Origin of the sequence: Aliivibrio sp. S2TY2, from assembly GCF_028765525.1 — a bacterium.
Taxonomy (GTDB): domain Bacteria; phylum Pseudomonadota; class Gammaproteobacteria; order Enterobacterales; family Vibrionaceae; genus Aliivibrio; species Aliivibrio finisterrensis_A.
Map to the genome: position 1 here is coordinate 183,214 of NZ_JARACS010000004.1, position 22,352 is coordinate 205,565.

22 protein-coding genes are annotated in these 22,352 nt (G+C 42.6%); 12 read left to right on the top strand and 10 right to left on the bottom strand.

The window, feature by feature from the left end:
- The first annotated feature begins 96 nt into the window (after nucleotides 1-96).
- Together rph and pyrE are read left to right on the top strand one after the other, a co-directional pair.
- Nucleotides 97-813 (top strand): ribonuclease PH, encoded by a 717-nt coding sequence (rph, locus tag PVK63_RS09000; protein ID WP_130045092.1) that lies wholly within the window; start codon nucleotides 97-99, stop codon nucleotides 811-813.
- Nucleotides 814-1,042: 229 nt separating this feature from the next.
- A complete protein-coding gene (gene pyrE / locus PVK63_RS09005; RefSeq protein ID WP_274440283.1) occupies nucleotides 1,043-1,684 on the top strand; it encodes an orotate phosphoribosyltransferase in 642 nt (213 codons plus the stop codon).
- Nucleotides 1,685-1,708: 24 nt separating this feature from the next.
- Here the strand turns inward: pyrE and PVK63_RS09010 are convergent, their stop codons facing one another.
- Nucleotides 1,709-2,449 (bottom strand): ParA family protein, encoded by a 741-nt coding sequence (locus tag PVK63_RS09010; RefSeq protein WP_274440282.1) that lies wholly within the window; start codon nucleotides 2,447-2,449, stop codon nucleotides 1,709-1,711.
- Between the two features lie 210 nt (nucleotides 2,450-2,659).
- Between PVK63_RS09010 and ompR the strand changes: the two genes are divergently transcribed.
- Nucleotides 2,660-3,379: an osmolarity response regulator transcription factor OmpR gene (ompR, locus tag PVK63_RS09015; RefSeq protein WP_130047964.1), complete on the top strand. Its 720-nt coding sequence runs from the start codon at nucleotides 2,660-2,662 to the stop codon at nucleotides 3,377-3,379.
- Nucleotides 3,380-3,782: 403 nt separating this feature from the next.
- Nucleotides 3,783-5,087, top strand: coding sequence for a two-component system sensor histidine kinase EnvZ (envZ, locus tag PVK63_RS09020; RefSeq protein WP_130045085.1), 1,305 nt, complete (start codon nucleotides 3,783-3,785; stop codon nucleotides 5,085-5,087).
- Between the two features lie 267 nt (nucleotides 5,088-5,354).
- Here the strand turns inward: envZ and PVK63_RS09025 are convergent, their stop codons facing one another.
- Both PVK63_RS09025 and PVK63_RS09030 read right to left on the bottom strand, forming a co-directional pair.
- Entirely contained in the window at nucleotides 5,355-6,746 is a 1,392-nt protein-coding gene (locus PVK63_RS09025; RefSeq protein WP_274440281.1) for a uracil-xanthine permease family protein, read from the bottom strand.
- A 371-nt stretch (nucleotides 6,747-7,117) separates the two neighbouring features.
- On the bottom strand, nucleotides 7,118-7,798 hold the full coding sequence (locus PVK63_RS09030; RefSeq protein ID WP_274440280.1) for a ComF family protein: 681 nt from the start codon (nucleotides 7,796-7,798) through the stop codon (nucleotides 7,118-7,120).
- Nucleotides 7,799-7,865: 67 nt separating this feature from the next.
- Here PVK63_RS09030 and bioH point away from each other — a divergent pair, with 67 nt between their 5' ends.
- Both bioH and PVK63_RS09040 read left to right on the top strand, forming a co-directional pair.
- Complete coding sequence (gene bioH, locus PVK63_RS09035; RefSeq protein ID WP_274440279.1) at nucleotides 7,866-8,636, top strand: pimeloyl-ACP methyl ester esterase BioH; 771 nt, start codon at nucleotides 7,866-7,868, stop codon at nucleotides 8,634-8,636.
- Between the two features lie 50 nt (nucleotides 8,637-8,686).
- Nucleotides 8,687-9,166: an ATP-dependent Lon protease gene (locus tag PVK63_RS09040; RefSeq protein WP_274440278.1), complete on the top strand. Its 480-nt coding sequence runs from the start codon at nucleotides 8,687-8,689 to the stop codon at nucleotides 9,164-9,166.
- A 217-nt stretch (nucleotides 9,167-9,383) separates the two neighbouring features.
- On the opposite strand, the gene PVK63_RS09045 is transcribed toward PVK63_RS09040, so the two are convergent.
- From PVK63_RS09045 to coaBC, 5 genes are all read right to left on the bottom strand, one after another.
- On the bottom strand, nucleotides 9,384-11,720 hold the full coding sequence (locus tag PVK63_RS09045) for a Tex family protein (protein ID WP_274440277.1): 2,337 nt from the start codon (nucleotides 11,718-11,720) through the stop codon (nucleotides 9,384-9,386).
- A gap of 414 nt (nucleotides 11,721-12,134) precedes the next feature.
- On the bottom strand, nucleotides 12,135-12,602 hold the full coding sequence (gene greB / locus PVK63_RS09050; RefSeq protein ID WP_130045074.1) for a transcription elongation factor GreB: 468 nt from the start codon (nucleotides 12,600-12,602) through the stop codon (nucleotides 12,135-12,137).
- Between the two features lie 32 nt (nucleotides 12,603-12,634).
- Nucleotides 12,635-13,573 (bottom strand): Kdo(2)-lipid IV(A) acyltransferase, encoded by a 939-nt coding sequence (locus PVK63_RS09055; RefSeq protein WP_274440276.1) that lies wholly within the window; start codon nucleotides 13,571-13,573, stop codon nucleotides 12,635-12,637.
- Nucleotides 13,574-13,594: 21 nt separating this feature from the next.
- Nucleotides 13,595-14,185 (bottom strand): nucleoid occlusion factor SlmA, encoded by a 591-nt coding sequence (gene slmA / locus PVK63_RS09060; protein WP_130047956.1) that lies wholly within the window; start codon nucleotides 14,183-14,185, stop codon nucleotides 13,595-13,597.
- Between the two features lie 175 nt (nucleotides 14,186-14,360).
- Nucleotides 14,361-15,569 carry a bifunctional phosphopantothenoylcysteine decarboxylase/phosphopantothenate--cysteine ligase CoaBC gene (gene coaBC, locus PVK63_RS09065; RefSeq protein ID WP_274440275.1) on the bottom strand — a complete coding sequence of 403 codons (1,209 nt, stop codon included), beginning with the start codon at nucleotides 15,567-15,569 and terminating at the stop codon, nucleotides 14,361-14,363.
- Between the two features lie 216 nt (nucleotides 15,570-15,785).
- Here coaBC and radC point away from each other — a divergent pair, with 216 nt between their 5' ends.
- The 6 genes from radC (at nucleotide 15,786) to PVK63_RS09095 (ending at nucleotide 20,798) form a co-directional block, all read left to right on the top strand.
- On the top strand, nucleotides 15,786-16,460 hold the full coding sequence (gene radC / locus PVK63_RS09070; protein WP_130045068.1) for a RadC family protein: 675 nt from the start codon (nucleotides 15,786-15,788) through the stop codon (nucleotides 16,458-16,460).
- A 195-nt stretch (nucleotides 16,461-16,655) separates the two neighbouring features.
- Nucleotides 16,656-16,892, top strand: coding sequence for a 50S ribosomal protein L28 (gene rpmB / locus PVK63_RS09075; protein ID WP_130045066.1), 237 nt, complete (start codon nucleotides 16,656-16,658; stop codon nucleotides 16,890-16,892).
- A 14-nt stretch (nucleotides 16,893-16,906) separates the two neighbouring features.
- Entirely contained in the window at nucleotides 16,907-17,074 is a 168-nt protein-coding gene (rpmG, locus tag PVK63_RS09080) for a 50S ribosomal protein L33 (protein WP_012549068.1), read from the top strand.
- A gap of 354 nt (nucleotides 17,075-17,428) precedes the next feature.
- Nucleotides 17,429-17,884 (top strand): hypothetical protein, encoded by a 456-nt coding sequence (locus PVK63_RS09085; protein WP_274440274.1) that lies wholly within the window; start codon nucleotides 17,429-17,431, stop codon nucleotides 17,882-17,884.
- A gap of 102 nt (nucleotides 17,885-17,986) precedes the next feature.
- Nucleotides 17,987-18,811, top strand: coding sequence for a bifunctional DNA-formamidopyrimidine glycosylase/DNA-(apurinic or apyrimidinic site) lyase (mutM, locus tag PVK63_RS09090; protein ID WP_274440273.1), 825 nt, complete (start codon nucleotides 17,987-17,989; stop codon nucleotides 18,809-18,811).
- Nucleotides 18,812-18,818: 7 nt separating this feature from the next.
- Entirely contained in the window at nucleotides 18,819-20,798 is a 1,980-nt protein-coding gene (locus tag PVK63_RS09095) for an LTA synthase family protein (protein WP_274449252.1), read from the top strand.
- A gap of 44 nt (nucleotides 20,799-20,842) precedes the next feature.
- Here the strand turns inward: PVK63_RS09095 and coaD are convergent, their stop codons facing one another.
- Nucleotides 20,843-21,331, bottom strand: coding sequence for a pantetheine-phosphate adenylyltransferase (gene coaD, locus PVK63_RS09100; protein ID WP_130088251.1), 489 nt, complete (start codon nucleotides 21,329-21,331; stop codon nucleotides 20,843-20,845).
- Nucleotides 21,324-22,352: a glycosyltransferase family 4 protein gene (locus tag PVK63_RS09105; RefSeq protein ID WP_274440271.1), complete on the bottom strand. Its 1,029-nt coding sequence runs from the start codon at nucleotides 22,350-22,352 to the stop codon at nucleotides 21,324-21,326. The genes coaD and PVK63_RS09105 overlap by 8 nt, the downstream gene beginning before the upstream one ends.

Below are 22,352 nucleotides of genomic sequence, written 5' to 3' on the forward strand. Positions count from 1 at the left end.
AAGCGCAATAGTGAGTAACTAGAGAAACGGGAGCTATGCTTTATTATACGAGTTCGGTATAATCGCCGACAATTTGTCATAATCAAGGTATCTGCCATGCGTCCTAGCGGAAGAACAGCTCAGCAAGTCCGTCCAATTACTCTTACTCGTAACTTTACTGCACACGCAGAAGGCTCTGTATTAGTTGAATTTGGTAATACAAAAGTAATTTGTACTGCAAGTGTTGAAGAAAATGTTCCTCGCTGGTTAAAAGGCAAAGGTAAAGGTTGGGTAACGGCTGAATACGGCATGCTACCTCGCGCAACACACACTCGTAATCGCCGTGAAGCAGCAAGCGGTAAACAAGGTGGTCGTACGATGGAAATCCAACGTTTGATCGCTCGTAGTTTACGTGCAGCCGTTGACCTAGAAGCACTAGGTGAGCAAATGATCACAGTTGACTGTGACGTTATTCAAGCTGACGGTGGTACTCGTACGGCATCTATCACAGGCGCAAGTGTTGCATTAGCAGACGCTATCAATCACATGATTGCATCGGGCAAGTTAAAGACGAACCCTATGAAAGGCCATGTTGCTGCGGTTTCTGTTGGTATCTACAACGGCGAAGCGATTTGTGACTTGGAGTATGTAGAAGACTCAGCAGCCGATACCGATATGAACGTCGTAATGATGGAAGACGGTAAGATGATTGAAGTGCAGGGCACGGCAGAAGAAGCGCCGTTCTCTCACCAAGAATTGTTAGACATGCTGGCTCTGGCGCAACAGGGCATCAATGATATCATTGAGAAGCAGAAAGCGGCGTTGGCCGAATAATTGATTTTAATGGCTCCTGATTCAGGGGCTATTTTTTTATGTGTTAAGAGCTGAGTTCTAGGATTCAGGACGCTACGCTTGCAGGTTTCAGGTGTACTCGCTTTTGACCTTCCTGAAACCTGAGACCTGAACCCTTTGCTCTTATAGGAGCGAAGCGGTCTAGTTTCTAGTTAGCGTAGCGTATAGTTTTTTATTTTAAATATCACAATACCAAAAAGAGAGAATGAAAATGAAAGCATACCAGCGTGAGTTTATTGAATTTGCCCTTGAGAAAGAAGTACTAAAATTTGGTGGGTTTACTTTAAAGTCAGGCCGCACAAGCCCATATTTTTTCAACGCTGGCTTATTTAATACCGGTCGTGATCTAGCGCGTCTAGGTCGTTTTTACGCGGCAGCATTGGCAGACTCAGGTATTGATTACGATGTATTATTCGGCCCAGCGTATAAAGGTATCCCAATCGCTACAACCACAGCAGTAGCGCTAGCGGATCACCATGACACAGATAAGCCATACTGCTTTAACCGTAAAGAAGCAAAAGATCACGGTGAAGGTGGCAACCTAGTCGGTAGTGCTCTTGAAGGTCGTATTATGCTAGTGGATGACGTGATTACGGCTGGTACCGCAATCCGTGAATCAATGGAAATCATCCAAGCAAATGGTGCTGATCTGGCTGGTGTTCTTGTTGCGATTGATCGCCAAGAAAAAGGCAAAGGTGAGTTATCTGCGATTCAAGAAGTTGAACGTGATTTTGGTTGTTCAATTATCTCAATCGTAAGCTTAACTGACTTGATCTCATTCTTAGAAGAAAAAGGCGGTAATGCTGAGCAACTTGAAGCGGTAAAAGCGTATCGTGCAGAGTTTGGTATCTAATTTCAAACACCAAACAATAAGGCACTAATAACGCCTTTTCAATAGAGAACGATAAGTGGTTGGCTTCGGCTCAGCCACTTTTTTTATTTCTGGCTCTGCTGTTTGTGGTGGTGTCATATCAACATTTAGCCACTGTTTCATGTTTTGCCATAGTGGTTTATCTAAATCAGGGTGATGAATCAAAAAGCTGTTTTTTTCAGAAAACATATTTTGATATGCCTGACTTTCCGACATGGTTCCTAATAAAGGATATTTCATGTGTTGTAGTACTTTATTGACGAACTCAGTGCCTTGTTTGTTTTCTTTACAACGAGTGATCACAAACGCAAGCTCAACATTGTTTTGTTTAAAAGCAGGAGATTTAATTAAATCTTTAATAAACCCTAGCATAGAGTGGACATCAATGGGTGAGGGTTGTACCGGAAAGACAATTTTATCCACCATTGAAATGTATTTTTCCATCTCAAATTGACTAAAGTTAGAAGGCGAATCAATTACCGTAATTCGAGTATCTGCTTCTAATCGCAAAGCTAAAGAAAAAGGCACATTAGAAGAAGGTAAAAATTTAGTTGTTCTAACCCCATCGTTTTTGCTTCCCCAAAAGTGACTAGTACCCTGAGGGTCGAGATCGATAATTTCAGTTTTTACATTCTGATGAGCGTAGAAAGATGCCATTGCAATCGCAAAGGTTGATTTCCCAGCACCACCTTTACGGTTGATAACCAGAACCTTTTTGCATTGTGCTCGTTTATATCCGACTAACATATTTACTCACTAATCTATCGTGCCCATGATTGTTATTAACTAAATAGTCAATATGACATGTAAAGCTATCTTAATTCTTTATTTTATACGTAAAATTTGAAGCTGTTACATAAAAAGTAACAATTTCACCTCTCATTTTTTATGAAATAGCACTTCTATTGCTTAAAGTTACGAGTAAACTGAAATAAGACATATATTGAGGTTAAGCCCATGCAAGAAAACCATAAGATTTTAGTAGTTGATGATGATGCTCGCCTTCGTTCGTTATTAGAGCGTTATTTATCAGAGCAAGGCTTTCAAGTACGTAGTGTAGCTAATAGTGAGCAAATGGATCGCTTATTGGCTCGTGAAACGTTTCACCTAATGGTATTGGACTTAATGTTGCCAGGTGAAGATGGCCTATCTATTTGCCGTCGTTTACGCAGCGCGAACAATATGTTGCCGATTTTAATGCTGACAGCAAAAGGCGATGAAATCGATCGTATTGTTGGTTTAGAAGTGGGTGCAGATGATTACCTTCCAAAACCATTTAATCCACGTGAACTATTAGCGCGTATTCGTGCGGTTCTGCGTCGTCAAGTAATTGAAGCACCTGGAGCACCAAGCGCAGAAGACAAAATGGTTGAGTTTGGCGAGTTCCGTCTAAACTTAGGTACGCGTGAGATGTTCCGCAACGAAGAGCCGATGCCATTAACATCAGGTGAATTTGCAGTACTTAAATCACTTGTGACGAACATGCGTGAGCCAATGTCGCGTGATAAGTTGATGAACATGGCACGTGGTCGTGAGTATTCAGCAATGGAACGCTCTATCGATGTTCAGATCTCTCGTCTTCGCCGTATGATTGAAGAAGATCCAAGCCGTCCTCGTTATATCCAAACGGTATGGGGATTAGGTTATGTGTTTGTTCCTGATGGGGCAGAAGCGTAAGAGCGGGATTCAGGTTTTAGGAAGAGCAAAAGCAGGATTCAGATCGGTCGCAAGCTCCCTTGCCGGTTTCAGGGGGGAGCGTTGTAATTGAAGCGTCAAAAATACAGTTCCCTCTCCTTGATAAGGGGAGGGCTAGGGAGGGGTTATTGCGGTGAAGTTGGAGTTGAGTTCATAGCTAACTTGATTATGCGCTGTTAGTTCTTGACCCCCTCCCAGCCTCCCCCTTATTAAGGGGGAGGAGCTAAAAGCTAATACCTCCGAATTCTGCTAGCGAAGTGATCTGAACTCTGTTCTTCCTGAAACCTGCAAGCGAAGCGCCCTGAAACCTAGAATTTACTACATCAACCATACCTGCTGTTATCGTTTCTAGCTCTCTTCAACTTAACAACCACAGAGAACTCCCATGAAAAGTACCTTCGCCAGAACCCTTTTACTCCTCGCATCCCTTCTTATTGCTAGTCAGGTATTCTCTTATCTCGCTGTATTTAATTACGCTTTACTACCTAGTTTGCAGCAATTCAACCGCATTTTGGCTTATGAAGTTCGGTTAATGTTGGCTGAAGACGTCACATTGAAAAATGGAACAAATATTCAACTAGACCAACCATTGCGCCGTCAATTACTAGAGCAGCTTGGTGTCAGTATTCATGATGAGCATGATCCTGAAATGAGAGAGTATTATCAGGCGAACCCAGTTGAATTTTTAAGTGAAGAGATGACTCAGGAGTTAGAGTCACCAACAGAAGTGCGTTTGATATTAGGAGCTGAAAGCTATGTTCTCTGGATGAAAACAGAAGCAATGCCAGAGTTTTATATGCGAATACCGCTTTCGGAGTTACAAGAAGAAGACTTTGCTCCGTTATTCAGAAATAGTCTATTTATCGCGTTATTAGTGATTTTGGGTGGGTGGGCATTTATTAAAATTCAAAATCGGCCATTAATGGCTCTGCAAACCGCCGCACGTAAAGTAGGTAAAGGTGAGATCCCAGAACCATTACCAGAAAAAGGCGCATCAGAAATTCAAGCGGTAACTCGTGCTTTTAACCAAATGTCAAAAGGGATCCAGCAACTAGAACAAGACAGAGCATTATTAATGGCTGGGGTGAGTCATGATATTCGTACTCCATTAACACGCATTCGTTTAGCAACCGAAATGATGTCACCTCAAGATGATTACTTAGCTGAAAGTATGATTAAAGATACTGAGGAGTGTAATGAAATCATCGGTCAGTTTATGGATTATCTTAAGCCAGTAGCAAAACAAGACTTCATTGATGTTGATATCAACACTATCGTTAATGAAGTGATTTTGGCTGAAGGGGGCTATGAGCGTGAAATCAAAACCAACTTAGCTGAGATCCCTAAATCTCTTCACGGTAATGCGATTGCCATTAAACGAGTTGTGACTAATCTTGTAGTGAATGCGATTCGTTATGGCGGCGATTGGATTTCAGTCTCCACTCGTGTCTCTGCTGATCACAAAACAGCATGGATTATTATTGAAGATAATGGCTCGGGTATTGATGAATCCCAATTAGAATCGGTATTTGAACCATTTACTCGCGGTGATACAGCTAGAGGTAGCGAAGGAACGGGCTTAGGTTTGGCGATTGTTAAGCGAATTGTTGGTCAACACCAAGGTGCGGTGAGTTTGTCGAACCGTCGTGAAGGTGGGTTGAAGGTTCAGGTTGAATTGCCGCTGGGGTAGAGCAGTGGCGAAGAAGAGCAAAAGCGAGGGTTCAGGTCTCAGGTTTCAGGAAACTCAAAAGCGAGTACACCTGAAACCTGCAAGCGCAGCGTCCTGAAACCTAAAAACTCATCACATCAGCCATACTCGCTCTTATAGTTTCTAATTAGCGCAGCGTATAGCCTCTAGCTATTTCTCCTCAAGCATAAAAAAGGCCGCAGACGATCATCATCTGCGGCCTTTCTGTTTTTTCTTAAGGACGAAGTCCGCCCTTAAGCGAAGCGTCCTTTAGCAACTTGTTGCGTCCAGCTCTTCCTTTAGTACTTCATTACTTGGAAGAATAATATTCAGAAGAATGGCCGTCACACCACCAGCGGTTACACCAGATGAGAAAATATTCTTAATCATCTCAGGCATGAACTGAAGGATCTCAGGTTTTTGAGCTAAACCAAGACCCATAGAGAAAGACATTGCCATGATTAGGATTGCACGACGGTCTAGCTCAACACGAGAGATAATACGCACACCTGCCGCAGCAATAGTACCGAACATCACAATCGTTGCGCCACCAAGTACCGGCTCAGGAATGATTTGCACCATGCTTGCAACACCAGGGAATAGGCCAAGAATAACCAACATACCAGCAATAAAATAACCAACGTAACGACTTGCAACGCCAGTTAATAAAATTACGCCGTTGTTTTGGCTGAAGGTTGAGTTAGGAAAACTGTTAAACACGGCAGCAATGGCAGAGTTAAGGCCATCAGCTAATACGCCACCTTTAATACGCTTGATGTATATAGGTCCTTTTACTGGTTGGCCTGATACTTCAGACGTTGCAGTAATATCGCCAATCGCTTCTAGCGCGGTAATTAAGAAGATTAGAACCAGAGGAATAAACAGAGACCAATCAAAGCTTAAGCCATATTGCATAGGAATTGGCAGCGCGATAAGTTCAGCATCGTGCTCCATATTGGTATTAAGCATTCCCATTGCCCATGCAGCTAAAGTACCAACAGCCATCGCTATCACGATAGATGCCATACGTAGGTAAGGGTTAGTTGCACGATTTAATACCACAATAATAAGTAAAACAGTGCCAGCAAGAGCCAATTTATCAAGGCTACCAAATGTACCTTCACCCATTGCAGAGTAACCGCCCCCCATAGACACAAGGCCGACTTGAATAAGTGTTAAACCAATTAATGTCACAACGATACCAGACACTAATGGCGTTATAATTTTTTGTGCGTACTCAAGAACACGAGAAAGGAAAATTTCAGCAGTAGATGCAACTAAGATAGTGCCGAAAATCGCAGCCATCATAGTCGGAACATCAGCACCACCAGCTTTAAGCGCCAGACCTGCACCAATGATTGGGCCTAAGAAGTTGAAGCTAGTACCTTGAACAGAAAGAAGACCAGAGCCAATTGGGCCAAAGGTTTTAATTTGAATAAAAGAAGAAATACCAGAAGCGAACAGAGACATACTTATGATGGTATTGGTTTCTGCAGCAGGGACACCAAGCGTCTGACAGATGATCAGAGATGGAGTAATAATCGCGACAAACATCGCCAATAAATGCTGAAGTGCAGCAAATAAAGTTTGCGGAAGTGGTGGACGCTCATCTAATTGATAAATCAGTTCAGATGGTTTTGTGGTGTTGTTTTTAACGGTCATGGCCGATATTCCTAATAATATAACGTTGTCTTCAAAGCTCGCTGAATGGGAGTTTGAAGTGAGTAGGTGTCAATCTGTGATTGCTGTTAATCAGAACCTATCTCTATTGGGGTTGGTTGATTAAAATGAGTAGTTAATCAATTGGGACGGTATTCTATAGATAAACAAATGAAAAGCAATCGTTTGCTAAGGTTTTTAAGAGTAGACGGCTTCGCTTCTATAAGAGCAAAGCGAGGGTTCAGGTCTCAGGTTTTAGGAAGATCAAAAGCGAGCACCCCTGAATCCTGCAAGCAAAGCGTCCTGAAACCTAAAATATCATTACATCAGTCATACAGGCTTCTATAGTCTCTAGTTAGCGCAGCGTATAGTCCCTAGCCCCGCCCTGTTCGACAAATCGTATAAACATCAATTCTCTCAACCCCCGATTTTCTCAACTCAATACACAGCAGATCAATCGTGGCTCCTGTAGTCACCACATCATCAACAATAGCGACATGCTTTTCAGTAATCGGTTTAGCCACTTTAAACGCACCAAGTAGGTTGGTTTGTCGAAACGATCTTGAAAGTCCTTGTTGAGGCCGAGTTGCCTTAATGCGCTTTAATATCTTGTTGTCACAGCGAGAAGCCATACCGTTCAAATTAAACTGTTGTGCCAGAGTCCAACCAAGATGATCACTTTGGTTATATGAACGCCACCAAAAACGCTTCCAATGGAGAGGAACAGGAAGAATAAGCGGAGCGGGGTCAGAGATCTGTTTACTCAGTAATACCCCTAAATCTTGAGCTAACCAAAAATGTTGAGCGTATTTAAGGCGGCCAACGTATTCACGTAAAGGCTCAGTATAATCACTCACACAAAACAAGCGTTCCCATTGTGGTGGATGGGTTAAGCACTCACCGCACACCTCTGTTTCATGTTCGGTTTGCAAGCCACATTGCCGACAACGCGGAACTTTAGGAATTAAGGCGATACACTTTTGACACCAAATCGTTTCTGAAGCAGGCATAGCTAAACGGCAATAGTCGCAATGACTTGTACCTAATTTTTGCATTGACCTTCGAAGTAACCTGATGAACACTTAACCATCCATTATTTTTGAACACGAATAGGCAGTGTAGATGACAAGCTCTCTTTATTGGCAAACGGAAGGCGAAGGTTCCGATCTGGTTCTCATTCACGGATGGGGAATGAACGGAGCAGTGTGGCAACCTACGGTAGAGAAACTGCGCTCGCAATATCGAGTTCACTCCGTAGATTTATCAGGTTATGGACACAGTGCCGAGCTTGGCAGTGCTGATTTTGATGAGATGGTGAAACAAGTATTAACTCAAGCACCAGCAAAAGCGGCGTGGCTTGGATGGTCTCTTGGTGGTTTAATCGCAACTCAAGCGGCGTTAACGGCACCTGAGCGAGTAAGCCAATTGATTACCGTAGCAAGCTCACCACGATTCTCTGCTGAAAAAGGATGGAGGGGAATTAAACCTGTGGTGTTATCTCAGTTTACAGAGCAGCTTAAAGATGATTTTACCCTGACGGTTGAGCGCTTTATGGCATTGCAAGCGATGGGAAGTCCAAATGCTAAACAAGACATAAAACAGGTAAAACGTGCGGTGTTTTCAAGACCATCACCAAATCAAGCGGCTTTAGCTACAGGTTTGGCGATTTTGGCCGATATAGATCTAAGAGAACGTCTATCTCAATTAACGATGCCAGTATGTCGAATGTACGGTCGTTTAGATGGTTTAGTACCCATTAAAGTTGCTCAAGATATGGATACCTTGCTCCCTAATTCAAGTAAGGTGGTATTTGAGCAAGCCTCACACGCACCATTTATTTCGCACAGTGATGAGTTTATCGCTGAGCTGCGCTATTTTTTACAACAACAATAGCGGTTTTGTCTTAGTTTATTACGCCTAGTTTTTCGATAAGGAAACGTTTTATGAACTTTTCAACTAACAGTATTAGCGTGCCGCTTATTGCACCTTCTGTTAATTTGCCAACAGAACAAGTAGCACGTGAAAATCGTGTTAAAAAGCCTGTTGTGGCAACGACAAAGATGAGTGAGACGACGTCTGAAAAAGCGATTAAAGGCGACGATAAACAACATAAACGCGATGCGTGGGAACCATCAGATCACCCTGGTTATGATGTGCTTGAAGAGAAAGCAGAAAAAAAACCTCACATCGGCACCTTGTATGATGTAGACGATGATCTAGCAAAACTCGCTCGATTGTTGTCGTTAGATACGTATGCGCAAGGTGAGGGCACGGGGTACACCATGCGTTTCAATTTACCTAAAGAGCTACTAGAGAAACTGGCTGAGATGGGAAGAATGGTGCGCCGACGCAGTGTGATCAGTTTTCATTATGATAAAGCGGTGGTACCGAATAATCCGTCGGATATATTGGCAGTGCTTTGAGGCTAGAGATTATACGCTGCGCTAACTAGATCGCTGCGCTTCTATAAAAGCAAAAGCGAGGTTTCAGGTCTCAGGCTTCAGGAAGTTCAAAATCGAGTACACCTGAAACCTGCAAGCGTAGCGTCCTGAAACCTAAGTTATCACCACGCCAGCTATACACGATCTTATAGTCTCTAGTCAGCGAAGCGTATCGTTTCTAGCTTCACTTTCCATATTGTTACTTCTTCGCCTTCGCAAACGCCGCTGCAAACGCACCACCCATCGCTGCATTACCAACATCATTGCTTTGACGCTGTTGTCTTGTAGAAGAGGACGGTCTTGATGCATGAGCACGCTCATTACGTTGCTGTGGTTTATTTGATTGACGTTGAGGGCGGTTATCTTCCCCTGGCTGATCATTCAAGCGCATAGAAAGGGCGATACGCTTACGTTGCACATCGACTTCCATCACCTTCACTTTTACGATATCGCCTGCTTTAACCACTTCACGCGGGTCAGAAACAAAAGTATCGCTCAGTGCAGAGATATGAACCAAACCATCTTGGTGAACACCGATATCAACAAAGGCACCAAAGTTAGCTACGTTAGACACCACACCTTCTAGAACCATACCTAGTTCAAGATCCGACACCGTATTTACGCCATCTGCAAAGGTTGCTGTTTTGAACTCAGGACGAGGATCTCGGCCCGGCTTATCAAGCTCAGAGATAATGTCTGTTACTGTTGGTAAGCCAAAATCCGCACTAATGTAATCGTTAGCCGCTACTGAGCGTAAGAACTCAGTGTTACCAATAATTGCATCAATCGCTTTACCATTTTTCTCAGCAATGGATTTCACAACAGGGTAAGCTTCAGGGTGAACGGCTGAGGCATCCAGTGGGTTTTTACCATTCATTACACGTAAGAAACCAGCACATTGTTCAAACGCCTTAGGCCCTAAACGTGCCACTTTTTTCAGTGTGGTACGGTTTTCAAAGCGACCGTTTTCATCGCGGTAATCAACAATATTTTGTGCGATCGTCGTTGATAAGCCAGCAACTCGCGTTAATAATGCAGAAGATGCCGTATTTACATCAACACCAACGGCGTTCACACAGTCTTCAATAACCGCATCTAGCTTCTTCGCTAATTGGCTTTGGCTAACATCGTGTTGATATTGACCAACACCAATCGCTTTAGGGTCAATTTTTACTAGCTCTGCCAGAGGATCTTGCAAGCGACGAGCGATAGAGACCGCGCCACGGATTGATACATCTAAATCTGGGAACTCTTTTGCGGCTAATTCAGATGCTGAATAGACAGAAGCTCCTGCTTCACTCACGATGATTTTTGTTGCCGATAAGCCTGATTGCTTTAGTAAATCACCAACAAATGCATCGGTTTCGCGTGAAGCGGTACCATTACCAATCGCAATCAAATCCACGTTGTGTTTTTTAATTAACGTTTCAATTGTGTGTGCAGATTTAGCTATTTGGTTGTGAGGTTGGTTAGGGTAGATAGTATCTGTTGCCAATACCTTGCCTGTTGCGTCTACAACGGCAACTTTAGTACCAGTACGTAAACCCGGGTCTAAACCTAATGTCGTTTTAAGGCCAGCAGGCGCAGCCATTAATAAGTCTTTAAGGTTAGTGGCAAAAACATCAATTGCTTCGTTTTCAGAACGCTCTTTTAATGCCCCCATTAACTCGGTTTCCATGTGCATTAAAATCTTAATGCGCCATGCCCAGCTGATCACTTGCTTACGCCACAAATCCGCAGGTTGAGAACCTAGGGTAATGCCATAATGATTAGCGATGATGATTTCACAGTAAGAGCCACGAACGCCTTCTTCTTGATTCGGGTCTGCGTTAATTGATAGCTGTAAGAAGCCTTCGTTACGACCACGAAGCATCGCAAGCGCACGGTGAGAAGGAACACGGGTTAGTTTTTCATTATGCTCAAAGTAATCTTTAAATTTCTCACCAGCGTGCTCTTGGCCATCGACCATTTTAGAGCTTAATTCCGCATTTGTGGTTAAGTAGTTACGCACTTTTTCAAGTAAGTTAGCGTCTTCAGCCATGCGCTCCATCAAGATGGCACGAGCACCATCAAGTACGGCTTTGGTATCAGCAAACCCGTTATCGGCATCAATGTACGATTGAGCGGCATCTTCAGGATTATTTTCAGGCTGTGTCCACAGTAAATCAGCCAGTGGTTCAATACCGGCTTCAATGGCAATTTGGCCTTTCGTGCGACGCTTACGTTTAAAGGGTAGATACAAATCTTCAAGACGAGTTTTACTGTCGGCATCTAAAATCTCACGCTCTAATTCAGGCGTCAGTTTGTCCTGCTCTTTGATCGATTTTAAAATTGACTGACGACGATCATCCAACTCACGTAGGTAAGTTAAACGCGTATCAAGGGTACGAAGTTGAGTATCATCCAAGCCTTCAGTTACTTCTTTACGGTAACGCGCAATAAATGGGATGGTGCTGCCTTCGTCAATCAATTGAACGGCTGCTGCAACTTGTTGAGGGCGAACGTTAAGTTCTTTGGCAATTATGTTTATTATCATTTTTGATTCTTTTTTAATTAAAAATTATTGGATAGAAGCAAAGAGCAGGGTTCAGATCGGTCGCAAGCTCCCTTGCAGGGTTCAGAGGAGGTCGTGGTAGTTCAAGCGATCACAATACAGTTCCTCCCCTTGTTCATAAATGCTGATTGGTAGCAAATGTCTATCTAAGGGGAGGCTAGGAGGGGTTGCTAGCGATAATGTTTAGTTTATCTTAATCACTAGAGTATGGTGTCACCAACCCCCTCTAACTCCCCCTTATATTAACAATGCCACTTTCATAACTTTAGAGATAAAGGGGGAGAACCTTCTTTGGTGCTGTAATTTCAACGATCACTATTTTGCTCTTCCTGAATCCTTAAGGACGAAGTCCGCCTTTAAGCGAAGCGCCCTTAAGCAACTTGTTGCGTCCTGCTCCTAGTACCTAATCGAATTCACAAACCACTCTTTATCCCCTTCAGGCGTCTTTACTACCGCTTCTTCATCCACTTCTTTTTTGATCAGCGCTCGCGCCATAGGGGAATCAATCGAGATGTAATCGTGACGGCCAAATATTTCATCTGGGCCGACAATGCGAAAAGAGAGGGTATCGCCTTGTTCGTTTTCAATTTCAACGAACGCACCGAAAAAGATTTTGCCATCTTGCTGAGGAGAGTAGTCGACCACTTTTACTTGGTCTAAACGCTTACGCAAATAGCGCACACGGCGGTCTATTTCACGCAGGCGTTTTTTGTTGTATTGATAATCCGCGTTTTCACTGCGATCACCTAAGCTTGCCGCCCAAGTCACCTTTTTAGTGACTTCTGGGCGCTCTTCCTTCCATAGAAACGTGAGTTCATCTTGTAGCTTATTGAATCCCTCACGAGTAATTAAATTGGTTTTCATTTCTCTTCCTTGAAAGGCATATGCTTTCTGCGTTAATCGTAGCGAATGCCTTTCTTAATGCTTGGATCTTCCATGGTTTTAAAACGCTTATGTAGCCACATCCATTGTGGGATACAGCGTAAAATGACACGTTCTACTGCTTGGTTCATTACTGTTGCGACACCAACGGGATCTTTCTTCGGAAATTGCTCACTAATGTCATTATCAATTTGTAGGTGATAATTATTGTAAGTTCTAAATCCAGAAGCCGTAACGACAGCACATTTACTTGCGCTGATCAAAATGTCAGAGCCGACGGTGGTACAAGCATCTGGCACTGCAAAGAAAGGCACAAATACGGAGTTTTTACGGTTGTAGTCGTGATCAGGTAAATACCATAAACGCTCGCCTTTTCGTAATACACGTAGCATGCCTTTTACGTCTTTTCTGTCCACCATATGGTGACCAAAGCGAGTACGGCCCCAATATTGAATGAAATCATACGTAGGGTTAGTGTGCGGACGATAAACACCATAACCCGGTGCAAATAGAGAGAAGGCACGTGCAGTTAACTCAAGATTTAATGCGTGTACACAGACAACAAGTACGCCTCGGCCTTGAGCTTCAAGATCAAGCATGTGTTGTTTATTCTCAAAACTAAAATGTTTTTCAATACGCCAATTTGGCCATATCCATGCGATTGCGGTTTCAAAAATGGCAAGTCCTGAGTTTTTAAAGTTCTCAATAACAATGGCTTCGCGCTCTGAAGAGTCCATTTCTGGAAAAGCGAGCTCTAAATTTCGGCGTGCCACATGAGCTCGGGATTTACCTAACTTTAAGCCTAATAATCCAATCGCTCGACCAAGTTTATTGGTTGCCTTATAAGGAAGAAGAGTAACGGTAGCGAACAATAAACCAAACCCAAACCAAACACCCCAGTATTTAGGGTGAAGAAGGGCGGTAGAAAATTGCGGAGCTGGGTACTTTGACATCGTAAACCTATTTAAATCAAGCTATCGGATTTGAGCACTAAGCAGCGCCCAATATTCATTAAAATTAGCGGTTGGTTGGTATTTAAAATCAGAGCGCACAAAGCGACAGAAACTGCCTTCCACTTGACCAACAAGCTGTGCTGCCAAAATGGCTTCATCAACAGGAAACGCTTTACCTTCACGCAGCATACGCTCACGAAGGATCTGTTTAAATTGCAGTTCAATACGTTCAAATAACTGACTGATACGCTCACGAAGGCGCTCATTTTCAAACATTAAAGCATGACCCGTCATAATACGAGTTAACCCCGGATTACGCTCTGCAAATGCCAGTAGCAGTTTTAATAATAGTTCAATACGTTTTAATGTATCTTTTTCGTCTTCAATAATTCGATTAATACGAGAAAATAAAGACTCTTCAATAAACTCAATCAAGCCTTCAAACATTTTTGCTTTGCTTGGAAAGTGGCGATATAACGCGGCTTCAGAGACTCCCACTTGTTTGGCAAGTTTCGCGGTAGTAATGCGTGAAGCACCTTCGTTAGATTCCAGCATTTCTGCTAGCGCTTGTAATATTTCATCACGACGATTTGTTTTTTTTGTTGTCGTCATTGTGGTTCCTTTGTCTTTTTGATTTGATGGTTCTGAAACTAGAATCTAGGCTGCTTCGCTCCTATTAAAGAGCAGATTTCAGGATTCAGGTTTCAGGAAGATCAAAAGCAAGTGCCTCTGAACTCTGCTCTGGCTTTTCCTGAACCCTTTGCGCGAAGCGTCCTGAATCCTGCTTTTATAGTCTTTCAACTATCTCCAACATAATCGCCTTACCCAACTCTGTCTTCGAACTCAACGGTAAAGCTTTATCGCCGCCTTTCCAATATAGATGAAGGGCATTGTCATTACTATTAAAGCCTTGTCCTTGAATTGAAACATCGTTCGCGCAGATCATATCTAGATTTTTACGCTCCAATTTACCACGAGCATACTTCTCAACATCTTGTGTTTCTGCAGCAAAGCCAACCGTAAATGGGCGTTGCTCAATCATAGCAGCCACAGAAGCCACGATATCAGGGTTTTTCACCATGGAGATTGTCATGCCATCTTCATCGGCAGTTTTCTTCATTTTTTGAGTCGCCATTTGACTTGGTCTGAAATCAGCCACCGCAGCACAGGCAACAAAAATAGAGTGAGACGCCGCATTATTCATTACCGCTGTATGCATTTGCTCGGCACTTTCAATATCAATGCGTTTCACGTTATCGGGTGTCGCAAGGTTCACAGGGCCGCTTACTAACGTCACATCAGCACCTAATTGCGCTGCTGCTTGTGCAATCGCAAAGCCCATTTTTCCTGAACTGTGGTTTGAGATATAGCGAACCGGATCAAGCGCTTCACGAGTCGGACCTGCAGTAATTAACAGAGAGTGACCATAAAGCGGCTTATCTTCATCCTTATGAAAGAAGTCTTCACATAAATGAACTAGATCCATCGGCTCAAGCATACGACCCATACCCACATCACCACACGCTTGTTGGCCTGCTGCCGGCCCCCAAATACGCATACCACGACGAGTTAATGTCGCAATGTTCTCTTGTGTAGCGATATTAGCGTACATTTGTTGGTTCATCGCGGGAGACACCGCAATCGGAGAATCGGTCGCTAATATTAATGTACTTAATAAATCATTACCCATTCCCGCTGCCATACGAGCAATTAAATCTGCCGTAGCTGGAGCAAGTAATACGATATCGGCCCATTTAGCTAACTCAATGTGCCCCATTGATGCTTCAGCCGCAGGGTCCAATAAACTGTCTGCGACTGGGTGGCCAGAGACCGCTTGCATTGTTAATGGGGTAATAAACTCTTTAGCCGCCGTTGTCATGACAACACGTACTTCTGCGCCTCGCTCAATAAGCCGACGAGTTAGCTCGGCACATTTATACGCTGCAATGCCGCCGCTGATACCAAGAAGAATGCGTTTTCCTGAGAGAGATGCCATGACACTAATAACCTTAATAAGTGATTCATCGTAATGCGCTAACCATAGCATAATTTTTTTTCAGAGTGATGCACTTCAATCTCTTCAAGTAAGTAAATGAGCAAAAACATAATTGCAATCAAGCTTTGAACCAAGTCGAAGGGCATTAAATCAAAAAGGCAGTCGTTATTTATTATGCGTAGGCTGTATAAATAGTATCCACCGAACGAGTTATTTATGTCTTTAATGAATCTACCAGAGGAATCTCGCCCAAGAGAGAAATTACTCGCTCTTGGGCCAAAGTCATTAACCGATGCCGAGTTACTGGCTATTTTTCTTCGCACCGGTATCCGGGGGATGAATGCAATCGAGTTGGCAGATAAGCTATTAAAAGAGTTTGGGTCATTAAGAAGGTTACTTAGTTCCAATGAAGGGGAGTTTTGCAGCCATAAAGGATTGGGCACGGCAAAGTTTGCTCAACTGCAAGCCGTTGTGGAGATGACGGAGCGTTATTTATTTGAAACCATGGAGAAAGAAGATGCACTCACCAGTCCTGAGCATACAAAACGTTACCTAACAAAAATGTTAAGGGACCGACACAGAGAAGCGTTTTATGTTTTGTTCTTAGATAATCAACATCGAGTGCTAAAAGGGGAGGTGTTATTTGAAGGAACAATCGACGCGGCAGCGGTATATCCGAGAGAAGTTGTAAAAAGATCGATAGATTATAATGCAGCCGCCATCATTTTAGCGCATAATCACCCTTCCGGCGTCGCCGAGCCAAGTCAAGCCGACAGAAGAATTACAAAACGTATTTCAGATGCGGTAGAATTGGTAGATATCCGAGTCCTTGATCATTTTGTGATCGGTGATGGAGAAATAGTCTCTTTTGCCGAAAGGGGCTGGATTTGAGTGTTTTTTTTACCGATTGAATAAAAAAAACACAAAAAACAGTAAAAAGGATCCCTTTGGGTCTTGAGCAATGCGCATTCAGTTAGTATAATGCGCGACCTTTGATAGCCTTGAATTAGTTATTTCATTTGAAATATCTAGTGGTTTTTTGCCACCAAGGTGATATCGAGCTGAAACGATTTGGAGAAGACAGCAATGTCCCGAGTATGCCAAGTAACTGGTAAGCGTCCTGCAGTTGGTAACAACCGCTCACACGCAAAAAATGCCACCAAGCGTCGTTTTCTGCCGAACCTACAAACTCATCGTTTCTGGGTAGAAAGCGAAAAACGCTTCGTTAAACTTCGTCTTACCGCTAAAGGTATGCGTATCATTGATAAGAAAGGTATTGATACCGTTCTTGCAGATATGCGTGCTCGTGGCGAGAACGTTTAAGAGGAATCTGAAAAATGGCTAAAGGCGCACGTGAGAAAATCAAGTTAGTATCAACTGCTAACACTGGTCACTTCTACACAACAGATAAGAACAAACGTAACATGCCTGGCAAAATGGAGATCAAAAAATTTGATCCTGTTGTACGTCAGCACGTTCTTTACAAAGAAGCTAAAATCAAGTAATTCGATTACTGATTGCAACTTTGATAATATTGAAAACCCAGCCTTGTTGCTGGGTTTTTTTTTGCGCGGAAGAGCAGTAAAAGCAGGATTCAGGACGCTTCGCTTGCAGGTTTTCAGGAGTGCTTGCTTCTAGCTCCTCCCCTTTATCGGCATAGTTACTTGGCTGATAATATCAATATAAGGGGTTACTTGGCTGATAATATCAATATAAGGGGAGGCTGGGAGGGGTTGTAAGTAAAGATCTAGAATTCAGTTCGCTCCGCTTGCAGAGTTCTGAGGCGCTTGCTTTTGATTTTCCTGAAACCTGAAACCTTGCGACCGATCTGAACTCTGCTTTTAAAAAAAGGATTTAAAATGAAAAGACCATCACGCCGCAAATACAATAACATGCTGATCATCTTTGTATTACTCTTTATTGGCGTACTACAAGCCCCACAGCTGATCAAAACCTACTTACTTGAACCAGAACAACAAGTAGAAACAGTAACAGGCGTACAGCCTTTATTTGAAGGTGCTAATGCCATTCAAAAAATGCATTTTGCAGGTTATGATGTTGTTTCAGATATGTCAGTTCAAGATAGCAAACTTATTGAACGTTGGTTTACTCTTGAAGGCACCGTACTAAATGAAGCATCAGTGAAAGTACTCAAAACCAAATTACCCGCACCAAGCACGGTAGAAGTGTGGCTAGAAAATCAAGAAGAGCCACAGCGTGTGACTATCTATCAAGCCCCGAATTTTTGGATGATGCAGAACTGGCAGAGTGAATGGATTGCTGTTAGTGCGGAAGAAGGGTATTTGTTTAAATAGAAGAGCAGGTCTCAGGACGCTTCGCTTGCAGGATTCAGGAGTGCTCGCTTTTGATCTTCCTGAAACCTGAAACCTGAAACCTTATTTTACAAAGGATCAAAAATGCCAGAACTACCAGAAGTCGAAACCAGCCGATTAGGAATAACACCGCACTTACAAGGCCAAACGATCAAAGCGATCACAGTCAGAACAGAGAAACTACGCTGGCCGATCCCACAAGAGCTACAAAAACTCGTCGGGCAAAGAATTCAATCCATTCGCCGTCGGGCTAAATACCTAATGATAGACACCCCAACAGGGACAGCCATTATTCATCTTGGTATGTCAGGCAGCTTACGCATACTTGATGAGACGATCCCGCCAGCCAAGCACGATCATGTTGATCTTCTATTAGATAACGGCAAACTTCTTCGTTATAACGATCCACGTAAGTTTGGTGCTTGGTTATATTCTGAAGTAGGCGTACCACACGAAGTGCTTGCTAAGCTTGGTCCAGAGCCTCTAACCGATGTGTTTACTGCGGATTATTTCGCAGAAAAAGCAAAGAATAAAAAAACCGTCGTAAAACAGTTTATTATGAACAACGCTGTGGTGGTGGGAGTGGGCAACATCTACGCCAGTGAATCCTTATTTATGGCAAAAATACACCCTAAGACACCAGTAGGTAAATTGAAGCCAAAGCAAATACAAAGACTCGTGAGTGAAATAAAAAAAGTGCTTGAAACTGCAATTAAGCAAGGCGGAACCACCCTAAAAGACTTTAATCAAGTTGATGGTAAACCAGGTTACTTTGCACAAGAATTGCATGTGTATGGCAGAGCCAATAAACTGTGCTTAATTTGTAAATCTCTCATCCAAGAAGAGAAAATAGGACAACGAAATACATTTTGGTGTGATAAGTGCCAACCATTACCTAAAACAAAATAGAGAAATTATGAACTTCCAACAAAATTTCAAACAACTCAGTCGAGCCATTTGGTTATCCGTTTTCATCGCAGTAATTATATTATCGATTGGTCGTTTGGTGTTTTTAGCCAATGTTGTCGACACTGCAGAGCTTGCGCATCGAGGTGGAGATTTATGGCGCGCACTATTTATAGGCCTACGCTTTGATTTAAAAATTGCTGCAATCGGTTTTGCACCCTTAGTGCTCATTGGTCTGGTTCTCGCTATTTTCCCAAAAGCGTATCGCGTCTTTGCAAAAATAATCCCTTGGTACGCAGGGGTTATCTTCTTTCTTGTTGCAGGTTTCTCCATTGGTAATTACTACTATTACCTTACCTACGGTAATCACATTGATGTATTTATTTTTGGATTAGCAGATGATGACACCAAAGCCGTATTAGCCAATGCATGGGCAGATTATCCGATCTTTTTATCATTTATCAGCAGTGTGATAGTAGCTTTTGTATCTGCTTTTATTGTACGTATTGCAGTAAATAAAATGCAGCAATGGGGATGGAAGCCACAACATAAAGGGATCACGACATTAACTGTTATTGGTATGATTCTACTGATTTTCTTCTTTGCACGAGGCACACTCGGATCTCACCCATTAAAACGTTATCACGCTCAAGTTTCAGATTATAAAGTGCTTAATAGCATAACTCCGAATGGATTGATTGCACTTGAGTGGGCGAAAAGTGACTATAAAAAACAGAATAAATTTCACTCAGTAAGCAAAGTGGATTTAGAAGATCAGTTTACTAAGGTGGTTGGTAACTTAACCGGTCAGTTTACAACGCCCTATAATGCTTATTTGGCAGAAAATAAACCTCATGTAGTAATGGCGTTAATGGAAGGCATGGGAACTAATGTCTTAGTTGAAGATAATTACCCAGAGAATGATTTATTAGGAGCATTAAGACCTGCTTTTGAATCTGATTTTGTGTTTAAGCGATTTTTAGCAGAAACCTCAGCAACCATTAACACGTTAGTAAATATGCTAGGGCAAAGTAATGTACCAACCATCAGTCACTCCTCCGCTCAAAAAGTGGAAGTTGCCGCCGCGGCCGCACGACCATATAAAAACGCAGGCTACAAAACGCTGTTTATCACAGCAACCAATGGCATGTGGCGCAATGTAGCAAACTACTTACCTGCACAAGGCTTTGATGAGATCTTAGATGAAAATGCCATATTAAAAGCCTTTCCTGAAGCGGAAGCGTTTCGTGGTGAGTGGGGGCTTTCAGATGAATATGCCTTCAAATTAGCTGAAAAAGAGCTAAAAGAAGCCACGCAACCGCTGATGATTTATATCTTAACGATAACCAATCATACGCCTTATGAAGTGCCAAAAAATTATGATATTAAGCCACTAAAAGTGAGTGAGCAATTATTAGGACGTATGCAAAAAGGCGAAGAGGAAGCGATGCGATTGTTGGAAACGTATCAATACGCCAATAACGCACTCGGTGAATTTATTGCTGATATTAAGCAATCTTCATTAGGTGACTCAACTCTAATAGCAGCGACGGGGGATCATAAATTAAGAGGGTTTACGATGCAGTACCCAGATGATTTAGCCATCATCAATGCTGTGCCATTTTATCTGTATGTGCCTGAAAAAATACAACAGCAAGTGCCATATCTTTATGATGAAAAACGCGTAGGGTCACACAAAGATATCTTCCCAACCTTGTATGCATTCAGCTTGTCAGAAGCGACGTATTACAGCTTAGGTGGAGAGAATATGTTGAGCACAGCGGATACAAACCGATTTGGTTATAACCCAGAAATGACGTTGATAGAGCAGGGGATATATATAAATAACCAGCCAGATCGATTATATCCATGGGCATCAGAGGTGGCGATAACCCCTGAATCGATTCCAAATAACGGTAAGCTTTTAGATAATGATTACCACACATTGCAAACCTTATACATCAATAGTCAAGTAAAAGGCGCTCATTAATTGTAATCATAGGCCACTTATTTTGAGTGGCCTTTGTTTGGGCATTAAACTGGTGACTTTACTTTATGCTGTAATGCGTGATTTACCACAGAAGGAACAAAGGCTTCCACACTTCCCCCATGTAATGCCACTTCGCGAACAATGGTCGAAGAGAGAAAAGCATACTCTTCAGAAGGCGTAAGAAATACACTCTCTAACTCCGGCATTAGCTTACGATACATACTAGTTAAGCCAAATTCATACTCAAAATCCATCGTGGTTCTTAAGCCTCGAACCAGTAAGTTCGCCTCTTTTTCTTTTGCAAAATCCACCATTAGTCCAGAGAAACCCTCAACGGACACGTTTGGCAGATCCTGAGTCACGTCTTGCACCAATTGAACGCGCTCATCGAGCGTAAATAAAGTCTTTTTACTCGGACTGGCCGCCACCGCCACAATAATGTGATCAAACATGGCGGCAGAGCGTTTAATTAAATCTAAATGCCCATTAGTGATTGGATCAAAAGTGCCAGGATAAAGCGTTAATTTAGTCATGTTGTAAAGCTCGTTGGTAAACCTTGAAATACAGAGCCGCAGTATGCTCAATCATAAAGGCGGTTAATTTTTCACGCCCACCTTCAATTAAGTGCTCTTTTAGCGTGGCATTATTAGCTATTTTTTCAATGTTTTCTGCCAGTTCTACAGAGTTACCCGGCTCGATAAGTAGCCCTGATTTTTCATGTTCAATAATGTCAGGGATCCCTCCTGCACGCGAACCAATAGCAGGAAGCCCTGTACTCATGCCTTCTAAAATCACAGACCCGAGCCCTTCAGTATAAGATGGGTGGATTAACAAATCTGCAGCAGCAAACCAGTCACCCATATTATGTTGGCGACCCATAAACGAAATATTAGTTAATTCAGAAGCTTGCTTTTCGAGTTCACCGCGTTGTTTTCCATCTCCCAATAAACAGAGATGAACACGAGGATCTTTCAGTAGCATTGCGGCGCTAACGGTGACATCAAACCCTTTATGAGGGATCATATTACCGGCTTGTATCACCAAAAATTTACCCTTAAATCGCTCCCTAATGTTAGCAACTTCAGAATGATTGATCGGGTAAGTAACTGGTGAATCAGGAATGGTTACAACATATTGCTGTGGGAGGCGTTTTAGTATCACATCAGAAACACAAGTGCTGATCCCAACAATGGCCGCTGCATTTGAATACGCAAAAGTAGTGAGCCATTTTTTCTTAATAGGATTGTCTAAACGTCGAGTAATGATATAAGGCGTTTGACTGACTTTATGTTGAAGTGCAGCCCAATAGATAGCATGTCCCTCATGAACATGCAAAACCGCGTCTTTTGGAAGAGAAATCGTGTGGCCTAGTAGATAATGTCGAACAGTAATGACTTCACAACCTAAATCAGATACCGCATCATAAAAAGGGCTGTTAGTTAAAGCAATGACTGCGATATTTTGCTTCTCTTTTCGATGTTGCTGGATGAGTGCGAGGGTTTGTTGTTCTCCGCCACTGAAACCACGAGCAAGGTTAACATGATAAATTTTCAT